The sequence below is a fragment of the Mycobacterium paraffinicum genome (genome assembly GCF_001907675.1).
In the GTDB taxonomy this organism is placed as follows: domain Bacteria; phylum Actinomycetota; class Actinomycetes; order Mycobacteriales; family Mycobacteriaceae; genus Mycobacterium; species Mycobacterium paraffinicum_A.
Window position 1 is genome coordinate 117,830 of record NZ_MPNT01000005.1, and the last position, 21,590, is coordinate 139,419.

The 21,590-nt window shown below is 67.0% G+C and carries 22 protein-coding genes; 11 read left to right on the forward strand and 11 right to left on the reverse strand.

What is annotated here, in order from left to right:
* Positions 1 to 35: 35 nt before the first annotated feature.
* Positions 36 to 323 carry a DUF3349 domain-containing protein gene (locus tag BRW65_RS07945; protein WP_073873513.1) on the reverse strand — a complete coding sequence of 96 codons (288 nt, stop codon included), beginning with the start codon at positions 321 to 323 and terminating at the stop codon, positions 36 to 38.
* 212 nt (positions 324 to 535) lie between these two features.
* Here BRW65_RS07945 and BRW65_RS07950 point away from each other — a divergent pair, with 212 nt between their 5' ends.
* The 10 genes from BRW65_RS07950 (at position 536) to BRW65_RS07995 (ending at position 8,979) form a co-directional block, all read left to right on the forward strand.
* On the forward strand, positions 536 to 1,369 hold the full coding sequence (locus BRW65_RS07950; RefSeq protein WP_073873282.1) for a DUF3097 domain-containing protein: 834 nt from the start codon (positions 536 to 538) through the stop codon (positions 1,367 to 1,369).
* A 59-nt stretch (positions 1,370 to 1,428) separates the two neighbouring features.
* On the forward strand, positions 1,429 to 2,610 hold the full coding sequence (gene efeO, locus BRW65_RS07955) for an iron uptake system protein EfeO (protein WP_244168026.1): 1,182 nt from the start codon (positions 1,429 to 1,431) through the stop codon (positions 2,608 to 2,610).
* Entirely contained in the window at positions 2,607 to 3,899 is a 1,293-nt protein-coding gene (gene efeB / locus BRW65_RS07960; protein ID WP_073873515.1) for an iron uptake transporter deferrochelatase/peroxidase subunit, read from the forward strand. Before efeO ends, efeB begins: the two co-directional genes overlap by 4 nt.
* A 162-nt stretch (positions 3,900 to 4,061) precedes the next feature.
* Positions 4,062 to 4,586 carry an OsmC family protein gene (locus BRW65_RS07965; protein ID WP_073873284.1) on the forward strand — a complete coding sequence of 175 codons (525 nt, stop codon included), beginning with the start codon at positions 4,062 to 4,064 and terminating at the stop codon, positions 4,584 to 4,586.
* Between the two features lie 22 nt (positions 4,587 to 4,608).
* Entirely contained in the window at positions 4,609 to 5,082 is a 474-nt protein-coding gene (cynS, locus tag BRW65_RS07970) for a cyanase (protein ID WP_073873286.1), read from the forward strand.
* Complete coding sequence (locus BRW65_RS07975; RefSeq protein ID WP_073873288.1) at positions 5,079 to 6,146, forward strand: acyl-CoA dehydrogenase family protein; 1,068 nt, start codon at positions 5,079 to 5,081, stop codon at positions 6,144 to 6,146. Before cynS ends, BRW65_RS07975 begins: the two co-directional genes overlap by 4 nt.
* 10 nt (positions 6,147 to 6,156) lie before the next feature.
* The gene (locus BRW65_RS07980; RefSeq protein WP_073873290.1) at positions 6,157 to 6,777 is read left to right on the forward strand and encodes an RNA polymerase sigma factor; all 621 of its coding nucleotides are present in this window, start codon (positions 6,157 to 6,159) and stop codon (positions 6,775 to 6,777) included.
* Positions 6,774 to 7,043, forward strand: coding sequence for a hypothetical protein (locus tag BRW65_RS07985; RefSeq protein ID WP_073873292.1), 270 nt, complete (start codon positions 6,774 to 6,776; stop codon positions 7,041 to 7,043). The genes BRW65_RS07980 and BRW65_RS07985 overlap by 4 nt, the downstream gene beginning before the upstream one ends.
* Positions 7,040 to 7,951 (forward strand): formate/nitrite transporter family protein, encoded by a 912-nt coding sequence (locus BRW65_RS07990; protein WP_073873294.1) that lies wholly within the window; start codon positions 7,040 to 7,042, stop codon positions 7,949 to 7,951. The genes BRW65_RS07985 and BRW65_RS07990 overlap by 4 nt, the downstream gene beginning before the upstream one ends.
* Positions 7,952 to 8,088: 137 nt before the next feature.
* Positions 8,089 to 8,979, forward strand: coding sequence for a universal stress protein (locus tag BRW65_RS07995; protein WP_073873296.1), 891 nt, complete (start codon positions 8,089 to 8,091; stop codon positions 8,977 to 8,979).
* Here the strand turns inward: BRW65_RS07995 and BRW65_RS08000 are convergent.
* The 3 genes from BRW65_RS08000 to BRW65_RS08010 are packed head-to-tail and all read right to left on the reverse strand — an operon-like array spanning position 8,871 to position 12,573.
* The gene (locus BRW65_RS08000; RefSeq protein ID WP_073873298.1) at positions 8,871 to 10,499 is read right to left on the reverse strand and encodes a bifunctional 3-(3-hydroxy-phenyl)propionate/3-hydroxycinnamic acid hydroxylase; all 1,629 of its coding nucleotides are present in this window, start codon (positions 10,497 to 10,499) and stop codon (positions 8,871 to 8,873) included. The genes BRW65_RS07995 and BRW65_RS08000 overlap by 109 nt on opposite strands.
* A complete protein-coding gene (locus tag BRW65_RS08005) occupies positions 10,496 to 11,446 on the reverse strand; it encodes a fumarylacetoacetate hydrolase family protein (protein ID WP_073873300.1) in 951 nt (316 codons plus the stop codon). Before BRW65_RS08005 ends, BRW65_RS08000 begins: the two co-directional genes overlap by 4 nt.
* Positions 11,443 to 12,573: a VOC family protein gene (locus tag BRW65_RS08010; protein WP_073873302.1), complete on the reverse strand. Its 1,131-nt coding sequence runs from the start codon at positions 12,571 to 12,573 to the stop codon at positions 11,443 to 11,445. The genes BRW65_RS08005 and BRW65_RS08010 overlap by 4 nt, the downstream gene beginning before the upstream one ends.
* Positions 12,574 to 12,677: 104 nt before the next feature.
* On the opposite strand from BRW65_RS08010, the gene BRW65_RS08015 reads away from it, so the two are divergent.
* Positions 12,678 to 13,331 carry a TetR/AcrR family transcriptional regulator gene (locus tag BRW65_RS08015; protein WP_432206404.1) on the forward strand — a complete coding sequence of 218 codons (654 nt, stop codon included), beginning with the start codon at positions 12,678 to 12,680 and terminating at the stop codon, positions 13,329 to 13,331.
* Here BRW65_RS08015 and BRW65_RS08020 read toward each other — a convergent pair.
* Genes BRW65_RS08020 through BRW65_RS08050 form a run of 7 tightly spaced genes read right to left on the reverse strand, consistent with a single transcriptional unit; the run spans position 13,312 to position 21,579 of the window.
* Positions 13,312 to 14,169 (reverse strand): pyridoxamine 5'-phosphate oxidase family protein, encoded by an 858-nt coding sequence (locus tag BRW65_RS08020; protein WP_073873306.1) that lies wholly within the window; start codon positions 14,167 to 14,169, stop codon positions 13,312 to 13,314. The genes BRW65_RS08015 and BRW65_RS08020 overlap by 20 nt on opposite strands.
* Before the next feature lie 57 nt (positions 14,170 to 14,226).
* On the reverse strand, positions 14,227 to 14,700 hold the full coding sequence (locus BRW65_RS08025; RefSeq protein WP_073873308.1) for a type II toxin-antitoxin system Phd/YefM family antitoxin: 474 nt from the start codon (positions 14,698 to 14,700) through the stop codon (positions 14,227 to 14,229).
* Positions 14,701 to 14,713: 13 nt separating this feature from the next.
* Complete coding sequence (locus tag BRW65_RS08030) at positions 14,714 to 16,270, reverse strand: MCE family protein (RefSeq protein ID WP_073873310.1); 1,557 nt, start codon at positions 16,268 to 16,270, stop codon at positions 14,714 to 14,716.
* Positions 16,264 to 17,433, reverse strand: a complete 1,170-nt coding sequence (locus BRW65_RS08035) for a virulence factor Mce family protein (protein WP_139272921.1) — start codon at positions 17,431 to 17,433, stop codon at positions 16,264 to 16,266. The genes BRW65_RS08030 and BRW65_RS08035 overlap by 7 nt, the downstream gene beginning before the upstream one ends.
* On the reverse strand, positions 17,430 to 18,986 hold the full coding sequence (locus BRW65_RS08040; protein ID WP_073873314.1) for a virulence factor Mce family protein: 1,557 nt from the start codon (positions 18,984 to 18,986) through the stop codon (positions 17,430 to 17,432). Before BRW65_RS08040 ends, BRW65_RS08035 begins: the two co-directional genes overlap by 4 nt.
* Positions 18,983 to 20,542: a virulence factor Mce family protein gene (locus tag BRW65_RS08045; protein WP_073873316.1), complete on the reverse strand. Its 1,560-nt coding sequence runs from the start codon at positions 20,540 to 20,542 to the stop codon at positions 18,983 to 18,985. The genes BRW65_RS08040 and BRW65_RS08045 overlap by 4 nt, the downstream gene beginning before the upstream one ends.
* Positions 20,539 to 21,579, reverse strand: coding sequence for a virulence factor Mce family protein (locus BRW65_RS08050; protein WP_073873318.1), 1,041 nt, complete (start codon positions 21,577 to 21,579; stop codon positions 20,539 to 20,541). The genes BRW65_RS08045 and BRW65_RS08050 overlap by 4 nt, the downstream gene beginning before the upstream one ends.
* Positions 21,580 to 21,590 lie beyond the last annotated feature (11 nt).

Genomic DNA, 21,590 nt, shown 5'->3' on the forward strand with positions numbered 1-21,590 from the left:
GCGCGCCTGCGCAGGGTCAAAACCCGCGGTGAGGGCTATCCCCGCGCGCAGCGGATCTCATTGAGCCGGTGTTCGACCCGCTCGACGTCGGCGGGCAGCGGCAACTGGTTGGTGACCCGGGTGATTTCCACGCCGATATCAACGGGATTGATCGGCCAGAATTGGCGCTTCATGAGTTTGCTTGCGATGGCGCGGATCTCGTCGTCGCACAGTCGTCGGCGAGCCAGGGCTGCCAAGGGGGAATATCCGGTCGTCGGCATGCCGGCGGGGTATCCGGCCCGCACAAAAGCCACGATGCTCGACACCCACAGGGCCAGGTCCATCATCCCACCTCGCTCACCGCCGCTTGAGAGTGAGCAGCAGTTCTTACGACTAGCAACGTACCATCGGCAACGCCATCAGCTCAGTAACGCCACACAGTTAAAACGCACTTTTTACACGTCCGCGAAAGTCGGCAGTGACGAGCGATCTTCGCCACGTTGCGCCCGGGCGCGCCGTAACGACGTTTGACCGCAAGGCTTTCTACTATTGCCGCGTGGCTGATCGCTATGGAACCGATGTCCTTGCCGCGGGCCGGCGCAAGCCCCGCTCGACCGAGCACCCAGCCGAGCTCGGCCTGGTGGTCGAGGACGCGCAGACGGGTTACGTCGGTGCGGTGGTGCGAGTCGAGTACGGACGGGTCGACCTGGAGGACCGGCGCGGGCACGTGCGCGGCTTTCCTTTGGGCCCTGGCTATTTGCTCGAGGGCAGGCCGGTGATTCTCACGGCGCCACGCCGTGCGGCGCCGGCGGGCCCGACACGAACGGCGTCGGGCTCGGTGGCCATGCCGGGCGCTCGCGCCCGGGTCGCTCGCGCCAGCCGGATCTACGTCGAGGGCCGCCACGACGCCGAGCTCATCGCGCAGGTGTGGGGCGAGGACCTGAAGATCGAGGGGGTCGTCGTCGAGCACCTCGGCGGCGTGGACGACTTGGTGGACATCGTGGCGGAATTCGACCCCGGTCCGGGCTGCCGGCTCGGGGTGCTCGTCGATCATCTCGTCGCGGGTTCGAAGGAGGCGCGGATCGCCGACGCCGTTCGACGGGGGCCGGGTGGCAGTCACACCCTGGTGGTCGGTCATCCCTACGTCGACATCTGGCAGGCCGTCAAGCCGCAGCGGCTGGGCCTGACGGTCTGGCCGGACGTGCCCCGCCACATCGAGTGGAAGCGCGGCGCATGTCACGCGCTCGGCTTGCCGCACGCGAACCAGGCGGACATCGCCAGGGCCTGGCGCCACATCCGTTCCCGGGTCCGCGATTGGAACGACCTCGAGCCGGAGCTGATCGGCCGGGTCGAGGAGCTGATCGACTTCGTGACGCAGCCGGCCCCATGACTGACCGGCGTCCGGCCCGAAGGCGACGCTGTCGTGGATTACCGCCGGCGGCAGCGGTCTTGGTCGTCGCCGCAGCGACCGCCTGCAGTCCGTCCGGCGGCAACGTGAGCCGCGCGGAAGCGGAGAAACCCCGCGACGCAAACGGCGTCAGGGTGACCCTGGCGAACCGGGGCGGCAAAGACGCCTGCGGGCTGGACCGCACGAACGTCGCCGCCGGCCCCGTGACATTCACGGTCGTCAACACGAGCGCGCCCGGCATCAGCGAAGTCGAGTTACTCAGCGCCGAGCGGATCGTCGGCGAGAAGGAGGACCTGGCCCCCGGGCTGGACCCGGTTTCGTTCACCGTGACCCTCGACGGCGGCACGTATCAACTGTATTGCCCCGGCGCGAGCGACGAATACCAGACGTTGACGGTCACCGGCAGGGCGGCGGTGGGGCCGACCGGCGGCGTGGCCGACGCCCTCAACCAGGGCACGAAGGACTACGCCGCGTACGTCGTCCAGCAGATCGGCCAGCTCGGCGGCGGCGTCAAGGCACTCGACGCGGCCGTGCGGGCGGGCAACGTCGACGCCGCGAAGGCTGCTTACGCCAGAGCGCGCGTCTTCTGGGAGCGTTCGGAGTCCGCCGTCGAGGGCTTCATCTTGATGGGCTTCGCGGTAGGCGACAATGCGGGGCGCCTCGACTACCTGATCGACATGCGGGAGTCCACTCCAGTCGATGCGAAGGTCGGCTGGAAGGGCTTCCACGCCATCGAACGCGACCTATGGCAGGGCGGGGGGATCACGCCTGGCACGAAGGCCCTCAGCTCCGAATTGGTCGGCAACGTGGGCAAGTTGACCGCCATCGTCGCCCTCCTGCAGTACAAGCCCGAGGACTTGGCCAACGGCGCCAGCGACCTCGTCGAGGAGATCCAGAACACCAAGATCACCGGAGAGGAAGAGGCCTTCAGCCACATCGACCTCGTCGACTTTGCCGCCAACGTGGAAGGCGCCCGGCAGGCCTACGCATCGCTGCGGCCGGGCCTGGAGAAGATCGACGCCAATCTCGTCGGCCAGATCGACCGCCAATTCCGCACGGTGCTGGCCACTTTGGATGGATATCGCGATCCGGCCGCGTTGGGTGGCTTCCGGGCTTACACCCCGGCGCTGCAAGCCGCCGACGCCGCCAAGCTGACCGCGGTCATCCAGCCGCTGCACCAGAGCCTGTCGGCGGTTGCCCCAAAAGTGGTGTCGGCGGGCTGACCGTGAGCGAGGCTGCGGCCAAACCCGATGGAGGCGAGCAGGTTTCGCGTCGGCGCATGATCGGTGGCGCCGTGTTGGCCGGGCTCACCGGCGCCGCCGGGGGAGGAGTGGCAGGTTACGCACTGGCGGCCGGACGCGATGGCGTCGGCGCGGCCGGCGGCGATGACGACAACGTCGACTTGCGCCGTAGCTACCCCTTCTACGGTCAGCCGCATCAGGGTGGAATCGCCACGCCGCCACAGCGTTATGCCGAGTTCATGTCCTTTGCGCTGGCCACGGGCGCCGGTCGCACCGAGCTGCAAACGCTACTGGCGCGCTGGTCGGCCGCGGCCGCGATCCTGCAGCAGGGTAAGCCCGTCGGCACCGTGCAGCCACGCGTCGACGTGCAGCCACCCATCGACACCGGGGAGGCGTTCGGACTGAGTCCGGCCGGCCTCACCGTCACCATCGGCTTGGGACCGTCGCTGTTCGGCGATCGGTTCGGGCTCGCCGGGCGGCGGCCCGCCGCGTTCACCGACTTGCCGCCGCTCAACGGGGACAACCTCGACCCCCGCCTGCGCGGCGGCGATCTGTCCGTCCAAGCGTGCGCCGACGACCCGCAAGTCTGCTACCACGCCGTGCGAAACCTGGCCCGACTGGGCCGCGACATCGTCTCGCCGTCCTGGGCGGTGCTGGGATTCGGGCGGGCCTCGGCCGGCCCGGGCCAGCACACCCCACGAAACCTGATGGGGTTCAAGGACGGAACCCGCAACGTCGTCACGGATGCCGAGTACGACCGATTCGTCTGGGTCCGGGACAGCGACCAGCCGTGGATGAACGGCGGAACGTATCAGGTGGTGCGCAAGATCCGGATGCTCCTCGAGACGTGGGACGTCGACCGCATCGGCAACCAGCAGCGCATCTTCGGCCGCACCAAAGAAGAGGGCGCACCACTGAGCGGCAGGGGCGAGTTCGATGCCCCCGACTTCGCAGCCAAGGGCGCCGACGGTAACCCGCTCATCGATCCGATGTCTCACGTCGCCCTGGTCGCCCGCGAGAACAACGACGGCATCATGATTCGGCGCCGGTCCTACAACTACACCGACGGCCTCGATACCAATGGTCAACTCGACGCCGGGCTGCTGTTCGTTTCGTATCAAAAAGATCCGCAAGATTTTATTCGGTTGCAGAACCGGTTGGGCGCCCACGATCTGCTGAACGAATACGTCCGCCACATCGGCTCAGCAATCTTCGCGGTGCCGCCCGCGCCCGCCGAAGGCCACTACGTCGGGCAAAGCCTCTTCGGCTAAGCAAATCTCGCCGAGCGCGAGCGGCCGTTCGACGGTGCCGCGTTTCGGCTGTGTGAGGAATCGTGTCGGTCAGGTAAAACAAAGCCGTCCGCCGTCACACATCGGCCGCCGCCGAGCACTAACTCCGTGAAGCCGCAAGATCAGCACAAACGGAGGGATCACATGACCGACGCGCTCGTCATCGACGCCGAAGGCCTCGACAAGCTGTCGTGTACCGCCAGGGCCAACCCGGCGACCGGCAAGAAGACCCTGAAAGCCAAGACGGTCTGCGAGACCGGGTTCCGCAACATGACCTACGTCCGCGACCTGGCGCCGATGCTAGTGGGCGAGCCGCCCGCGCTGCTCGGCGACGACTCGGCGCCCAACCCGTCCGAGACGGCCCTCGCCGCGCTGGGTTCGTGCGTGTCGGTGGGCTTGCTGGCGAATGCGACGCACCGCGGGGTGACCTTGACCAAGATCGAGGTCGAGATGGAAGGCGACATCGACATCTCCGCGGTGTGGGGCGTGGGTGACACCCCCGAGGGAAAGCACCTCGGCTTCAGCGCGGTCCGCTGCAAGGTGACGCTGGCCGGAGACGCCGACGAGGCGACCCTCAAGGAGATCCACGACAACGCCGTCGCCTGGTCACCCGTGGTTAACACGTTCCGCAACCCGGTCACCGTCGACTCGACGCTGGCCACGGAATAGGTATCGGGACGGGGAAGCTGCTGTGCCAACGGTATTGACGAAGACCGATCTCGCCCAGGTCGTCAGGGTGGCCCGCGCCAAGCGGGGCGTGAGCTGGGCGAAAATCGCCGAATCGATCGGCAAAGACCCGGTGTGGACGGTCGCGGCGCTGCTCGGGCAGCACCCGCTGACCGCCGGCGAGGCGTCAACGGTCGCATCGCTGCTCGACCTCGACGACGAGGCGGTCGCGGTCCTGCAGCTGATGCCGTATCGGGCCTCCGATGCGACCATGGCAACAGACCCGACAATCTACCGATTCCATGAGGCGCTGGCCGTCTACGGCCCGGCGATCAAGGAACTCATCCATGAGGAATTCGGGGACGGCATCATGAGCGCGATCAACTTTAAGCTGAGCGTGCAGCGGCGCCCGCACCCCGAAGGCGACAGGGTGGTCGTCACGTTCGACGGCAAGTTCCTCGACTACGCATGGAAGCACTCGGCCAAGGAGGTCTCATGACTGCCACGATGAACCCGGCGGCGGGCCAGTTGGATGTCGGACTGTTGGAGGACATCCGGGACCACGCGGGAGGGCTGGACCGCGGCGAGCATCAGTCCCGCCGCAGCTTCACCGCGTTGGGCGCGGCCGGTCTGCTCGGGATGGGCGCACCCGCCAACACCGACGGCAGCCTCCCCGAGATGGCCGAGGTGATCCGGCTGATCTCCGGGGAATGCATGAGTACCGGGTTCTCGTTATGGGCACACCGGATGGCGGTGGAATATTTGCTCACGGCGGCAACGCCTTTCGGTATCGGCGCCGCCGAGCCACTCCTCGCCGGCACCACACTGGGGGTAACCGGAATGGCGTCGGCGTTCAAGGAGGGGGCGGGATGCGGCAGCATCGAGTTGACGGCCACCGCGATCGACGGCGGCTACCGGGTGTCCGGTCCGATCAGGTGGGCCAGCAACCTTTACCCCGACTCGACCATGGTGACCGCGGTGCGCACCGATGCGGGTGAGCGGCTGATCGTCGCCCTGCCGCTCGATACGCCAGGCGTGGTGGTGGGAGACCACTTCGACCTGCTGGCAATGGGTAGCACCGCTTCGTCATACCTCAACCTGACCGACGCTTACGTCCCCTCGGCCCAAGTGTTGTCCGGCGATTTCGGGGGCTTCCTGCACGCGGTCCGCCCGACGTTCCTCATCCTGCAGTCGGCCATGTGCCTGGGCCTCACCAGGACCGCGGTGCAGCAGGCCAAAGACGGCCTCTCCGGCGTCAACTCGGTGTTCAGTGCCCAAGTTGACGACGTCGCCGAAAAGCTCGCCACCGCGGAGGCCAGACTCGCGGATCTGGCTGCTGCGGTGGGCGGGGATGAGTCGCCAACCAAGAGGGAGCTGTTGTCCCTGCGTCTCACCGCGGCCGAACTCTCCAGCGCCAGTGCGGATCTCGAGATCCGCACTGCCGGCGGTAAGGGTTATGCGAGCAGGACGTCGGCAAGTCGCCGCTACCGGGAGGCGGCGTTCATCCCCGTCCAGTCCCCATCCGAAGGGCAGCTGCGCTGGGAACTGGCCGCATGCGGTTGAGTGCGAGACGATGGTGACCCCGGTGGCGGTGCCGCCGGGGGGCACCGAATCGGAACCGGCGGTCGCAGGCATTCCGCTGGCCAGTCTGGTGCGCGACTTTCATCGGCCGATGGTCAATTTCGCCCGCACCATGGTGGATTCGCCGACGGTGGCGGAAGAGGCCGTCCAAGAAGCGTGGGTGCAGGTACTGCAGTCCGCGGATTCCTTCGAGGGCCGCTCGTCGGTCGGGACGTGGCTGTTCGGGATCGTCAAGAACACCGCCTCACGGCACCGGCGCCGCGAATCCCGTATCCGCGACCACGAGGTGCTGTCTGCCGACGACGTCGACCCCTTGGCGGGCCGCATGCATCCCGCCGGCCACCCCGATGCCGGACACTGGAGTTTTCCGCCCTCACGGCGCTTCCTGCCGGAGGACCGCGCCACGGAGAACGAGCTCGTCGGTTACGTCCGTACGGCGCTGGACGCGCTGCCGGAGCGGCAACGGCAACTGGTCATCCTGCGTGACATCGTCGGCACCTCGGCCGAAGAGGCGGCCGAACTTCTCGAACTGACCGCCGAAGGGCAGCGCGCGCTGCTCTACCGCGCCCGGGGAAATCTTCGCAACGAATTGGAAAAGCGGTATCGCCGATGACCGTCCACGACAACACAGTTCCCGCCATCGACTGCGTCGACTTCGTCCGACTGGTCGACGAACTCGTCGATTCCGACCCCCGACAGTGGGGCCCCATCGTCGCCAAGCACCTCGACGAGTGCCCCCCATGCCTGGTCTACCTGCAACAGATGCTCGATCTCAAGATTCTGCTCAACCACGCCTTCGAGGGGGAGCGGCTCAGCGAGGAGCACATCTCCGGGGTCATCAACGCGATCAACGCTTTACGGAAGGGCGAACACCGATGACGATCAACGCGCAAGCGCCGCAACTGGATGGCGAGGCGGCCCCACCAAACGTCTTCACGGACTTGCCTTCTGACGCCACACCGAAGGTTCCCGACGATCCCTTCGAGCCGCTCAGCGTGGGCGCCATGGTGGACAGGGTGGCCGCCATGGCGGTCGAGAAGGCGACGCACCCGTGGGCGTTCCTGGTGCGCTCCCTGGTCGGCGGTGCGATGGTCGCGTTCGGAGCGCTGCTGGCACTGATGGTGAGCACCGGGGTAAAGACCCCCGGCGTCGCGAGTTTGTTGATGGGCCTGGCATTCGGCATGTCCTTCGTGCTGATCCTGGTGTCGGGCATGTCATTGATCACCGCCGACATGGCTGCGGGATTCCTCGCCGTCCTGAACCGGGCCATGAGCGTCGGTAGCTATGCCTTCCTGGTCGTCGTGGGCCTCGTCGGCAACGTGTTGGGGGCGCTGCTGTTCGTCACCGTCTGCGGCGCCGCCGGAGGGCCGTACCTGGGCGCCTTCGCCGAGCGGGCGGCCACCGTGGGCACCCAGAAGGCCGGCCAGCCGTTCTGGACCGCACTGCTCCTTGCCGTGGTGTGCACGTGGTTCCTGCAGACCTCGATGTGCATGTTCTTCAAGGCGCGTAGCGACGTCGCCCGAATGACATTCGCGTTCTACGGTCCGTTCGCGTTTGTCATCGGCGGCACCCAGCACGTGATCGCCAACGTCGGCTTTCTCGGTCTTCCCCTGCTGCTCAACCTGTTTCACCCGATCGCGCCCCGCGGAACGATCGGTTGGGGATTCGGCGACCACGGCTTGCTTACCAACCTCGGCGTCACCACCGTGGGCAACCTGATCGGCGGCACACTGTTTGTGGCGTTGCCGTTTTGGATCATCGCCCAGTTGCAGCGCCGCCGGATCTAGCCGGCGAGTGAAGACAGCGTTACGGGCGCCTTAACGCGCGCCGGTAACAGCCCTCCGTCCCGTTGGTTAGGGACTTAAGCCTCACGACCGACGGTGGCGCGTGTTTATAGCGTCGTCCGTGATGGAGGGAGAACGAAATGTCAGCACCTGATCAACGGCGCGGCATCGTCGTCGCGGTCGACGGCTCGCCGGCGTCGGATGCCGCGGCACGTTGGGCCGCGGACGAGGCGGCCATGCGGAAAGTCCCACTGACCGTCGTGCACGCGGTGACGACGCCGACCGCCACCTGGCCGCCGGTGCCCTACCCCGACTCGCTAGCGGTGCAGCTGGAAGACGAGGGCAAGAAGGCGATCATGCACGCGATCAAACTCGCCGAGGAGACGCTGCCGGCGGACCGCGAGGTCACCATCAACAGGGAGCTCGTGTATTCCAGCCCCGCGCTGGCCCTGATCAAGATGTCGGACCAAGCGGAGATGGTCGTGGTGGGCACGGCCGGGCGGGGATTGCTGGCCCGCGGCGTGCTGGGCTCGGTCAGTGCGACGGTGGTGCGGCACGCGAGTTGTCCCGTCGCCGTCATCCATGGCGATGATCCGTCGGACAAGCGGGACGCTCCCGTCCTGGTGGGAATCGACGGCTCGCCGGCTTCCGAGCTCGCGACCGCCGTCGCGTTCGACGAGGCTTCCCGCCGCGGAGTCGATCTGATGGCCTTGCACGCATGGAGTGACATCGCGATCAGCGAACTCCCCGAAGCGGATTGGTCGTCACTGGAAGAGGAGGCGCAGCGCAGCCTCGCCGAGAACCTGGCGGGTTGGCAGGAGCGCTACCCCGATGTGACGGTGCAGCGGCTGGTCGAGCGTGACGGGCCGGCCCGGCAGCTCACCGAGAAGTCGGAATTCGCACAGCTTCTCGTCGTGGGCAGTCACGGCCGAGGTGGCCTGTCCGGCATACTCTTGGGATCGGTCAGCAACGCGGTCTTGCACTCGGTGCGGATACCCGTCATCGTCGCCCGGCCGTCCGCATCAGGCTGACTTTGACCGGGCGACAGGACGGTCGCGGTCCACGCACAAAGGGCGGGGAGGTCGCGTCCGGCGCGCGCCACCGTGCGGTCGGGGCGCACCAGCGCGGCGATGACGCGCCCTCCTCGCAGCCACGCCCTTAGTGCGCTGCCGGGTTCGGCGACCAGCACGGTGACGTCGCGCTGAAGCAGCGCCGCCTCGTCGGCCGCACTGGGGCGGGCGGTGCTGATCAGCGCAAAACCGGTGCCAAGGACGTCGTCCAACCGTCGACCCTGGCCGAACGGCGCATTCGGGCAGAGCGTGCCGCCGAGCCCACGCCGTCGCCGGGACGTGCACACCAATGCCGAAGGGTGCAGTGCCGGCGTCCTGGAGTCGACCACCTTTTCGCGCAGGCCCGGGATGAGCCGCAGCCTCGGCAGCACAGCCCGGCGCGCCACATTGCCCAGGCGGCCGCCACCGGTCATCGCCCAACCGACACCCAGCGCCAGCCGGATCATGGAAAGGGTATGCGGTTTGCGTTCCCGCTCATAGCTTTCCAACACCTCCGGGGCCAGGGTGCCGTGGTGGACCGCGGCGATCTTCCACGCGAGATTGTCCGCGTCGCGCAGCCCCGCTCCCATGCCCTGGCCGATGAACGGGGGAGTGAGGTGCGCCGCGTCGCCGAGGATGAAGGCGTTCCCACGGCGCCAGCGGTCGGCGATCTGCGCGCGGAAGGTGTACTCGGCGACGCGCACCAGTGTCAGCTCACCGACGGGCACAGTGCTGGTCCACGGGCTGATCAACGGGCGCAACGCGTCCAGGGAGTCGAAGTCGTTCGCCGTCTCACCGGCGAGCAACTGGAATTCCCACCGGTAGCGGGCCGGCCCGATGCGCATGTAGGTTCCGGCGCGTTGCGGGTCGCAGACCTGGTGCACCCCGTCCCACTGGCCCAGATCCGCGTCGCTGGCGATGTCGACGACCAGCCAGCGTTGCTGAAAGTTTAAGTCCCGCATGGTCGAACCGATCCGTGCGCGCACCAGGCTGTTGGCGCCGTCGCAACCCAGCAGGTAGTCGGCCTCGACCTGATGCAGCCCGCCGTCGGTGCGGTCGGTGAACGTGACGTGGATGCGTGTTCCGTCCGTTACGACCTCGGTGACTTCGGCGTTGCCGCGCAGTTGGGCGTTGGGCTGGCGCTTGAGGTTGGCCCGCAGCAGGGCCTCCAATTCCGGCTGGTCGAACATGTTGGCCTGCGGGAATCCGTGCACACTGTGCTCGGGGTCGCGGTTGAACTCGGCCAGGGTGCGCAGCCGGCGGTCCACCAACCGCAAACCCAGTGTCGGCCGCGATATCGCGGCGAACTCGTGGGCCAACCCGAGGCGGGCGATGATGCGATAGATCTCGTCGTCCAGGTGCACGGCTCGTGGCTGGGGGTACACGCCGGGCCAGCGGTCGAGCACAAGGCAATCCACGCCGTGCTGCGAAAGCCGCGTCGCCGCCGTGACGCCGGTCGGTCCGGCGCCGACGATGACCACGGGAACCCGCTGAGTCGTCACGCGAATCGGACTGCGGTGCGCTGCGTTCCGAGATCGATCGCCCCGTCGTCGGTGGCCACCGACGCCTCCACGATGTCACCGTCGTGTAGATAATTGCGGTTAGCGGCCTGCCGCGAGAAGAACATCTTCCATTTCAGGGCCGGCGGCAAGAGGTTTCCGACGAACTGCACCGGCTTCGGCGGGGCGCTCAGCGCGGTGCCGGCCGGGGTGCCCGTGAGGACCAGGTCACCCGGGGCGAGTTCTTGAAACTGAGTGAGCGACTGAAGCGCCTGCAGGGGCCGGTACAGCATGTCGCCCTCGACGAGCGCGTTCTGTCGTTCGTGGCCATTGACGCTGAGCCGCAATCGGAGGTCGCCGAAGCGCTTGAGTTCGTCGGCGGTGAGCAGCACGAGTTCCGGGCCGACCGGGGTGAACGTCGGATACGACTTTGCTTCGTAGAACTGGGTTTGCGGGAGTTGGATGTCGCGCGCGGAGACGTCGTTGGTGACCACCAACCCGGCGACGAAATCGCCGAGGTTGGCGTCGGAGATGGTGGTGCCGACCGGGACGGCGCGGCCGATCACCAAGCCGATCTCGACTTCGTAGTCGAGCAGTCTCACGTGTGCGGGCTTGACGATGTCGTCATAAGGCCCGGTGATGGAGGCGGACGCCTTGCGGAAGAAGGTGAGGGGGATGGACGCCGGGTCCATGCCGGCGTCTTTGACGTGCGACTCGTAGTTGGTCATCTGAGCTATCACTCGGCATGGGCGGGTCACCGGTGAGACCAAGTCGAGGGTGTCCAGGGCAACCGCTTCGGTTTTCGTTGCCGCACTTTCGATGGCGGTCCGGTCGGCCAGCAACGCGGCGGTGCTGGTGGCGGTGGTGTCGATCTTGACGGCGCCCTCGGCGGTCTTGAGCCACCAGGCGTGGCCGGTCTCAGAGGCGGTGTGCAGCACGGAAAGGGTCATGAGGTGGGAACTTTCAGTAGGCCGACCAGGCGGTTGAAATCAAATTCGTTGTTCGAGCGGAGCGCGGTGATCATCGAAACCAGTTCGCGGCGTGCCGCCTTGGGGTCCGTTCCGAGGAAATCCCTGGTTGCCGGCGGCCCCCACTGGGCCAACCCGGATGCGGCGAAGGGCGCCCAGCCCGGCTCGAGTGTGTTGTCGAACAGGTCGCCATCGGTGAAGTGTTCGAACAAGTCGCCATCGGGGTCGCGCCAGTAGTCGAAGATCTGACTGCCCTGGATGTGTCTGCCGATGCCCCAGGACCGGGAATAGCCTCGCGCGCCGAGGTATTCGCCGCCGGCGGCCAGCGCGTCGAGATCGCTGACCTGATACGCCGAGTGGACGTAACGGTTGGCCGGCCCCAGGGCCATCGCCAGTGTGTGATGGTCGGCCGGCATCGACCCGCGGTCGCAGCGGATGAAACTCATACTCGGACCGCGGTGCCGCTGGCCGGGGAAGTACAGAAAGTCACTGACGATCATGCCGAGGGTGTCGAGATACCAGTTCAGGGTCTCGAGGTACTTGGTCGACTGCACCACCAGGTGCCCCAGGCGCTCCACCCGGGCGGGCACCCGCGCGGGACGCTGGCCGGCATTGGTACGCCGCACCTCCGGGCCGAAGTTGAAGACGTGGGCCTGTTGGCCGGGCAGATCCGGGAGCTCGTGCATGCCGGCGACGACCCGAACCAACATGCCGCTCGGGTCGCACAAGTCGACCGACACCCCGCCGATGGCATCCGGCAGCCGTCGCATCGGCGCGCCTGTGTTGCTCGCCAGCCGAAGCACGTCGGCCTCGTCACCGGCCCGAAACGCGGCGCCGGTGAACCGGCTTCGCCGGCCGCGACGCAGAATTACGCACGGCGTACCCGCCCGGGTGCCGCGCAACTGCACCTCGTCCGCGCCGTGCTCGGCAATGTGGAAGCCAAATGCCCGGGCGAACGCCTCGGCGCGCGTCAGGTCTGGCCGCTCGAACTCCAGCCACGCGATGTCGGCGACCCTGATGACGGGGTTGCGGGACCGCCCGGGATGCTCCCCGCGCAGCGCGCCCTGCTCGCTGTGTGCCTCCGGACGTGCACTTTCGGTCAAATTCATCGGTACTCCCATACTAACTGACGAAATCGTCACATACGAGAGAACGTTCAGTCAAGAGGCTGACGAAATCCTCATGAGTGATGCATACTGCGGGGGTGAGCGCGATGGTGGACCCGGCCAACCGGCTGGAGCGGCGCAAGCGGCGCACCCGCGCGGCGCTGGTCAAGGCCGCGCAGCGACTGATCGCCGAGGGCAAGGTGAACGTGCCGGTCTTGGAGATCACCCAGGCCGCCGACGTCGGCATGGGCTCCTTCTACAACCATTTCGACAGCAAGGAGCAGCTGTTCGAGGCCGCGGTCGCCGACGTGCTCGACGCCTATGGGGCGATGCTTGACCGGCTCACCGAGTCCATCGAGGACCCGGCAGAGATCTTCGCAACCAGCTTTCGGCTGACCGGCCGGCTGTTTCGTCGCCGTCCACAAGAGAGTCGGATCCTGTTGGCCAACGGGCTGCAGCTGCTGTCGTCGGAACGCGGTTTAGCGCCGCGCGCCCTGCGTGATATCCAAGCCGGCGTCGCGGCCGGTCGGTTCGACGTCGAGGATCCCGAGTTGGCCCTTGCCATGGCCGGCGGCGCGCTGCTGGGGCTCGGAAACCTATTGCGGGACAACCCCGATCGCGACGATGCGGGCGCCGCCGACCTGGTAACCGAGAACGTCCTGCGGCTGTTCGGGCTCAGCGCCGACGAGGCGCGGGCGATTTGCCAACGGCCGCTACCCGAGGACGGATTCCTTGAGGAGATCAGCGGTTCCCCACGGTGACCACGGCGCCGACCGAGAATGCGACGTTCCTGCCGACGCCGCCGTCGTCCCCTGGGGCACCGCGAATTGTCCACCGCACGTGTGCGGTTCCGGTGACGTGCAAACTGGCGCCCGTATCGAAATCCAGGAAGAGCAAGGCGGCCTCGTCGTCGACGGCCAGGTTGCCGTAGCTGTTGAACATGTTGTTGCCCGGAAAGTCCGGCCACCAGAGGCGGTCGGGGGCGTCGACTCGGACGAATCCGGGTGGGCCGCCGCGGTGTGACGCGTCACTACCCCGGGTGGGATGGGTTGTGCCCAGAAAGAAGGTGTCGGACCTCGCGATCATCGCCTGATCGGACGGGTCCAGCGCTGCGTGTCTCGCGCGCAATGAGTGCGGCGCGGCGAGGGCGGCGGTATCTATGGCATGGTGGTGAATGTACTTGGGGCAGTTGCCGTATGACTGGTCGACACGGATGGTCAAGCCCGCGAGGTCCGAGCCGACGAGCTCGCCATTCACCCGTAGCCGGCGGCGGGTGGCGAAGTCGATGGCGATCAGTCCGATCTGCTGGCCGGCCGGGAGCTGGTGCAGCGGGTCACCCTCGCGGGGAGAGGTCGCGACGTGCAACACGCCGTCCCGGCCGCGGAGGAAACCCGGCGGGGCGGTCACGGGCGAAACCCACAGCACCCCGTCGTCGTCGCGTCCGGTCAGGGCGGCGAATCGCTGTGACGCGAGAAATGTTGCGGCGCCGTGGGACAGGCCCGACGAATCGAGCATGCCCTCGAGCCGCTTGGCCTCGGCTTCCACACCCGCTCGGCGCTGTGTCGCGGTCTCTCCTTCGTGGAAGCCCGACACAGTCATGCCTGAGGGAACAACGTGACCACCGGAAAGCTTCCGGGGTATCCGCCGGCGCCGTTCCTACGCGACCGACACGATGCGGGCTACCAGCTTGCCGCCGCGGACGACCTCGATCGTCTGCCCTGCCGCGACCTCATCGAAGTAGCGCCCCGCGCGCTTGCGTAGCTCGCCGAGCTCGATCGCGCCTTGGGGGTCCGCCGGAGTGCGGCTGCTCGCGCTCTCCCCGGCGGACACGATCTGCGCCAATAACCTGCCGCCCCGCACGACGTTTAGCGTTTCCCCGGCCGCCACCCGGTCGAAGCACCGGCCGGCGCGAGTGCGCAGTTCGTCGAGGCCGACCCAACCACCGGCCTCGGGCCCGGTGGGTTTCACCGACCGCGCCGGGATCGGGGCCACCCGCCAGTCACCCACGGGCAGGATCCGCGCCACCAGCTTGCCGCGACGGATGACGTCGATCGCCTCCCCGGCGGCGACCCGCTCGAGATACGTGCAGGCGTCACTTCGAAGTTGGCCAAGGCCAATGGCTTCCGGCATGTCACTCCAATCTCTACCGGCTGGCCGGCGGCGCCAGCATGTCCTTCCAGCCGTCGTCTCCGGTCTTGCTCGAGTTTTCGACCGCGTACTTGACTCCGTCGGGCCCCACCAGTTCGCCGCTCTGGGGGAGGTAGACCGCCGGAGGAGGGCCGCCGGGCGTGTAGACGCACGGATTTGGTTGCTGCCCATTGCAATTGACGGTGCCCGATCCCGGCCGTTGCAGCGGATCGCTGGTAGGTGGCGGCGTCCCGGCGACCCTGTCGGCGGGCGCCGGGTTCAGGCCGTTGTCGACCGACGGCGCCGGCATCACGAGCCCCGGTTTCACGGGCTGGTCGCAGCGCGCCGCCGGCGCCGGGCAGGTCACGATCTGGTTGGGATCGCCGTACCACGGGTTGGTGCCCAACGGGACGTACGGTTTGGGGTCGCGGCACTCCCGTGGCGTCGCGGCGCGTTTACCCGGGACGTCGACGCACGGCAGATTGCGTGCACCGCGCACGGCGTTGGAGGGGGTGTCTTGCGGGATCTTGCAGTAGGTTCCGGACGGCATCGGCGCGAGGCTGGTGTCCGCGGGAGACCGCCACTCGGGTGCCGGGAGAAACCCGGTCAGACAGGGCGGGGGCTGGTTGATCGTCAGCGAGGTGCCGAGTGACGCGTAGCCCGGGAAGGCCGACGTCACGGTTTGGCCCTCCGAGGCGCCCTGCGGGTAGGCGACCAGGAGTTGCTCGACGCCCTTGTGGTAGCGCTTGAGCATGTCCAGCACGATCTCGAGATTTGCCAGTGTCTGCGGCAGCGACTCGCGGATGTCGCCGAACACCGCGTTGACCTGATCGGCGGTTGGCGCCGCCTGCGTCAGGATGCTCTGCACGTGCCGGTCGTTTTCTGCGCTCTCCGCGGCCAGGATGTTCAGGTTGTGCGACCAGCGCTCGATCGAGTCGGCGGAGTTGACCTGGCTGTCGATGACCGGCCCGGAGTTTTGCACGATGTCGTTGATGTCGGAGATGTTGGTTTTGAAGTCGCCGGCGATGGCCTGCGTCGCGTCGACCAGGCGTTGCAGCGCGGGGCCCAAACCGCCTACGGCTTGGGCTGTTTCGTCGAGCAGCGAGGCGATCTTGTCCTTCGGCAGCACGGCCAGCCCGCGGTTGGCCGCGTCCAGCGCCGGGCCGATCTCGGTGGGTATGGTCCCCTTCGTGATGGTCTGACCCGGGGAGAAGTATTGGCCCGGGTTCCCCACCGACACCAGGTCCAGATACTGCTCACCGACCGCCGACACCGAATGCACGTTCGCCGACGCGTCAATCGGGATCCGGTAGCGGTCGCCGATGCTCATGATCACCCGCGCGCCCGTCGCGGTCGGCTCGACAGCGGTGACCGTGCCGATGGTTTCACCTCGATAGGTCACGTTGGAGGTCTTGTACAGCCCGCCCGACGCGGGCAGGTCCGCCTTGAGCGTGTACTGCCCGATCCCTACCGCGCTGGGAATCTGCAAGTAGTACCCGCCCAGCGCGACCGCCGTGATCGCGGTCAGGATGGTGAACGCGACCAGCTGACGCTTGATGAAGCGGGTCAGCATTGCCGGTCCGCCCTTTCGACCAGCGGGCCGCCCGGAACGTCGTTGGGGTTCGGCGTGTACCGGACGTCGGGGATCATCGTTTCGGGGTCGCGGCCCCACGATTGCTCGAGCGCGCGCAGCGCTCCGGAGAAGCCGGTCCCGGTGAGGACCGCATTGTCGACGGCGCTCATGGTCAGGTCGAGCGTCAGCGACAGGTTGAAGTAGTCGCCGCGGAACGCCTTGGGCACGGCGTCGATGTCGAACGGCCGGACGAGGATCAGCTTGAGTGCGCGAATCAGGTATGGCGCCGACCGGCCGAGCTCCCGCAGCGGGCACTGCAGCGACAGCAGGTCTTGGTGGATGTCGCCGCGAGCGGCCGACAGGTATTGGTCGGCGACCCCGCTGAGCCGTCCCGTCGCGTCGACCGCGTCGATCAGAAGGTTTTGTTTGTCGGCGAAATGCTTGAGCAGTGGCGGGAACTCAGTGAGGACCCGATCAAGCACATCGGAGCGGGGGCCGACATACGCCAGCAGCCGGTTGGTGGAATCGATGGCTCGGGTGATGTCGGCACGCTGCTCGTCGAGCCGGGCGGTGAACGTGTCCAGCTTGCCGAGGAAGGCGCGGATCTGGTCGGCCCGCCCGTTCACGATGTTGTAGACCTCGTTCTGCAGCACTTCGAGGTTGGGGATGCCACCTCCGTGCAGCACGAGGGCGAGACTGGCGAGCGTCTGCTCGGTCGTGGGATAGGTGGACGCATTTTTCAGCGGGATGGTGTCGCCGTCCCGCAGCGGTTCGGGGGAGGGGTTGGGCGGCGCCGCCAGCTCGACGTGCTGGGAACCCAAGAGGCTGGTCTGGCCGATCTTGGCGGTGGCGTTCCTGGGCAGCTTGACGTTCTTGCCCAGCCGCAGCGTCAGTGTCGCGACCCAGTTCTTGAGTTCGATCGCGCGCACCGTGCCGACGAAGACATCGGCCACCCGTACCCGGCTGTTGTCGTTGAGGGCCAAGGTGTCGGGCATCTGGACGTAGACGGTGTAGGAGCCGGGCCCCGAGCCCGGACCGCCGGGCATCGGCACATTGGCTATTCCGTGCCACTTCGCGCACGACGTCAGCACCGCCGCGGTGCTCACCACAGCGAGGCCCTTCCAGGTCAGGTGTCGGACACGAATAGCCAAGGCGCGCATCACGATCCCCCTCCCGTAGCGGCGGCCGCGGGCGTCGGCGCAACCGGACCCGGCACTACAGCGGGCCCCGGCGGCGGTGGCGGGATCGGCACCTGCGGCGCCCGCAGGCCGATCGGTGGCACCACCGGGTTCTCGTCGTAGGCGTTCGGCGGGCCCGGCGGTGTTTGCAAGCCCGGGGGAGGCGGCGGCGCGTCGGGGCCGCCCATGAGTTCGGCCAGGGATTCGGGGGTCATCAGGCCCCCGGTCACCGGCCCCACCTGAGTACCTTGCATGCCCGGCGCGGCCACCCAGCCGGGCTGCGTGTTGCGGTGCGAGAACGGGGTGTCGGGCACCCAGATCCCGGGTACCGTCGTGTCCTTGTACCCGTTGGGCGGTTGCAGCCGGGGTTCGGAGTAGGCGATTTCCTTGGGCAATGCCTCGGCGGTGCTGAACAGGTTCAGCCCGAACGGCAGGTAGTTGAACTTGATCGCATCGAGGATCGGCGCCAGATACTGCGCACACAGTTCGGCGGATTCCTGGTAGCCAAGCCGGCTGCCGGCCTGAATCATGCTGCACATGAACTGCATTGGGTTGGCGAAGTTCGGGATCGCCGGGATGGACATGACGGCGCCGTGGGACGGGTGGTAGATCTGACTGAGATTCGTCTCCAGGGTCGGCAGGACGTGCAGTGCGGTCTCCAGGCCGTTCAGCGGGTCGGGCTGGACCAGCGTGGTGGTGAGCGTGTCGAGGTTTCCGATGTCGTGGGCGAGCACCTCGCGGTTCTTGTCCAAGAACGGTCGCAACGTGGAAAGCAGGCTGTCGAACTGCTGGATCGCGCTGGACAGGTCGTGGTCTGACCCGGTCAACTTGTCGGTGAACTGGGCGAGGTTCTTGTTCAGCGCGACGAACTGCTGGTCGTCTTTGTGCAGGGCGTTGACGAACTGCGCCAGGCTGCGCACCACCGCGAAGAAGTCGCCCCGGCCTTCGTTCAGGGCGGTGAGCGACCGCGACAGGCTGTTCAGTGTGGTGTTGATCTGCTTGCCCTTGCCGGACAACCCATCCGCGAACGACTCGATGGCCTCCCCGAACGGGCCCTTGGGTTGTTCGGGCGTGGGGCCGAGCTTGGAGATGATGTTGGCGACGCTTTCGCGTAGTTCGTCCCACTCCGTCGGCATCTGCGTGCGCTCGATCGGGATCACCGCGTTGTTGCCCATTACCGGGCCCCCCTTGTAGGGGGGCTCGAGCTGAATGCTTCGCGACGCCACCAGGGTTGGGTTGACGACCACGGCGGACGCGTTGGCGGGCACCTTGTATTTGTTGTCGTAGTGAAACGTCACCTTCATCTTGTCGCCGGCCGGCTCGATCTTGTCGACTGAGCCCACCCGCACGCCCATGATCTGAACCTTGTCCCCGGAATAGAGCGCGTTCGCGGTTGGCAGGTAGGCGATTACGGTGTTGGTGGTCAGCTTCTGGTAGAGCTGCCAGCCGACGATCCCCGCGACCAGGGCGACCAGCACCACCACCGCCCCGACGACCGTGCGGCGCTGCGGTTTGCGGATCTTAAAGGCGCTGCTCAATTCTGGCTACCTCCGGTGATACCGCTGCCACCCGTGCCACCGGGGTTGATGAATGGCGCCGGCAATTGCTGCCCGGGTCCCGGTGGCGCCGCCGGCCCCGGCGGGAGTCCGGGAGCGAACGCCGACGGTGGCGGGACGGGGCCCGCGGGTTGCAGGTTCTCGGTGCGCGCGCCCGGCGGTGCTTGAGTGGGCAGCGGCACCGGTACGCCGGGGACATCGGGAGGCGGGTCGCCCGGCCGCGCGGCGATCGGGATCCCCGGCGTCGGCGGCAGGCCGTTCGGGTTCGGCGGTGACGCCGCGACGTCGATCGGTGCCGGGAAACTGCCGCCGAAGGCGCCGACGTCAACACCCGCGCAGGGCAACGGGTTCCACGGTCGCGGCAGCGCATCGGCCGGCGGCGTGTACGAGCACGCAGTTCCCGGCGGCACAGCCGGTCCCGGATGATCAGGGGTGCCTTCCAGCACCGGGGGTGCGGGCGGCGGCGCTCCGTTGGGGAACCGGGTGCCATTGGGGTCGGGCCAACGGAACTCGGGAAGCCCCGCGCTGCGCCAGAAGTCCTCCGGATCGATACCGCGCTTCTTGAACGCGGCGTCGACGAATGGTTGCAAAATCCAGTACGGCAGCAGGTTGGACAGGACAATCTTGAAATAGGGTCCCGACGCGACCGATTCGCCCAGCGAGGCAGCGAATTGGCTGACGTACGTGAGGGTTTGAGCCAGGTCGTCCTTGCGGGTCACCAGTACGTCGCTGATGGCGCGCAACTGCTCCAGCACGGGATTGAGGTTCGGGTTGTCGTTGATGAAGCCCTGCACCTGGGCCGAGAAGGCGGAGATGTTCTGCAGTAGCGTGCCGATGGCGCGGCTGCGTTCGTTGAACGCGACCAGCAGCGTCTTCGCGTTCACCAGCAGCCGGTTGATCTGTTCGCTGCGGTCACCGAGCACGCTGGCCACCTGATGGGCCTGAGCCAGTAGGTGCTTGACCTCTTCGTCGCGTTTACCGATCGTGTCGGAGAATCTGGTCAGACCGTCGAGTGTGGCACTCAGGTGCGGGTAGGTCTGGTCGATCGTCTGCGACAAGACATTCAGCGACTGCTTGACGGTGTCGATGTCCCAGCCGGTGGCGGCCTTGGTGGCATCGAAGGCGGCGTCGTAGAGCTGATAGGGGGTGGTGCTTTGGCCCAGCGGTAACACGGCCCCCGGCCGCAACGTCTGCGTTCCACGGGGCTCGATCTCGAGCACCTTCTTGCCGAGGATGGTGTCGGTCTTGATCGCGAGCCGGCTCTCGCTGCCAATTGTGTTGGCGCCGATGTTGAACTTGATCAGGACGTGGTCGCCGTCGATATCGAACGACTCCACCTTGCCGACGTTCACCCCGGAGATGCGCACCTTGTCGCCCTTGATGAGTTGACCGGTGTCGCTGAATTGCCCGTAATAGCTCGGGCTGGCGAACATCATCGGGATGCTGGTGAAGCTTTGGCCGACGGCCACGACGAGCACCAGTACGGTGATGCCCATCAGCCCGACCCGGTTGCGGTTGAATTCCGTCAGCGTTCTCATTGCGGCGTGCACCTACCGGTGGGCTGCTGCCAGATCCGGACCGTGCGGACCGGGCCACCGGGCTGCAAGCCGTTCCACCTGATGCTGAGGTCGCAGAGGTAGAAGTTCACCCAGTCGCCGTAGAGGCCGATGCTGCGTCCGATCAGGTTGAGGGCGGTCGGCGTCTTGTGGATGAGATCGCCGAGCTGATCGCGTTGCTCGACGAGCGGCTGCTGCAGTGCCTGCAGGTAGTTGATCGCCTTGTGCAGCAGAGCGCGGTTGTCCGCGAGGAGGTCGGCCACCGTTCCGGCGGCATTGCTGATGTTCGCGGTCCCGGCCGCCAGCGGGTCCGCGTGATTCTGCAGGCCGGTGATCAGTCTTTCGAAATTGTCGACGGTATGGTCGAACTCCTTGCGATGCCTGACCGTCGTGTCCAGCACGACGTTCAGGTTCTTGATCACCTCGCCGATCGCCTGGTCGCGTTCAGCGATGTGTGCGGTCAGCTGCGCGGTCTGGTCCAGGATGTCGTTGATGGTGCCGCCCTGGCCCTGGAAAACGGTGATGATGGCCGACGCGATGGTGTTGACCTTTTCGGGATCGAGCGCCCGGAACAGTGGCTTGAATCCACCGATCAGGGCGTCGAGATCGAGCGCGGGCGCCGTTCGAGACAGGGGGATGAACCCGCCGGGCGGCAGCACCCTGTCGCTGCCGTCGCCCTCGCCGCGCTTGAGCTCCAGGTAGCGGTCGGCGAACAGGTTGAGATAGCGGATCTGTGCGGTTGTCGTCTGGTAGAGCGGTATCGAACGGTCGACGTTGAAGTCCACCATCACCCGCTGGCCGCCGTCGATCAGCCGCACCGCTTTGACCTTGCCGATCTCCACTCCGGCAGCGCGGACGAACTGGCCGTTTTTGAGCCCGGTGGCGTTCTTGAACTCCGCGGAATAGCTGTTGGTGCTGTTGAAGCGCATCTGGGCGAACACCACGACGATCGACACGGTGATCAGCAGCAGCACCAGCGAGACGATGCCGAGCTTGATGGCGGAGCCGGTGACTTTCATGAATTCATCGC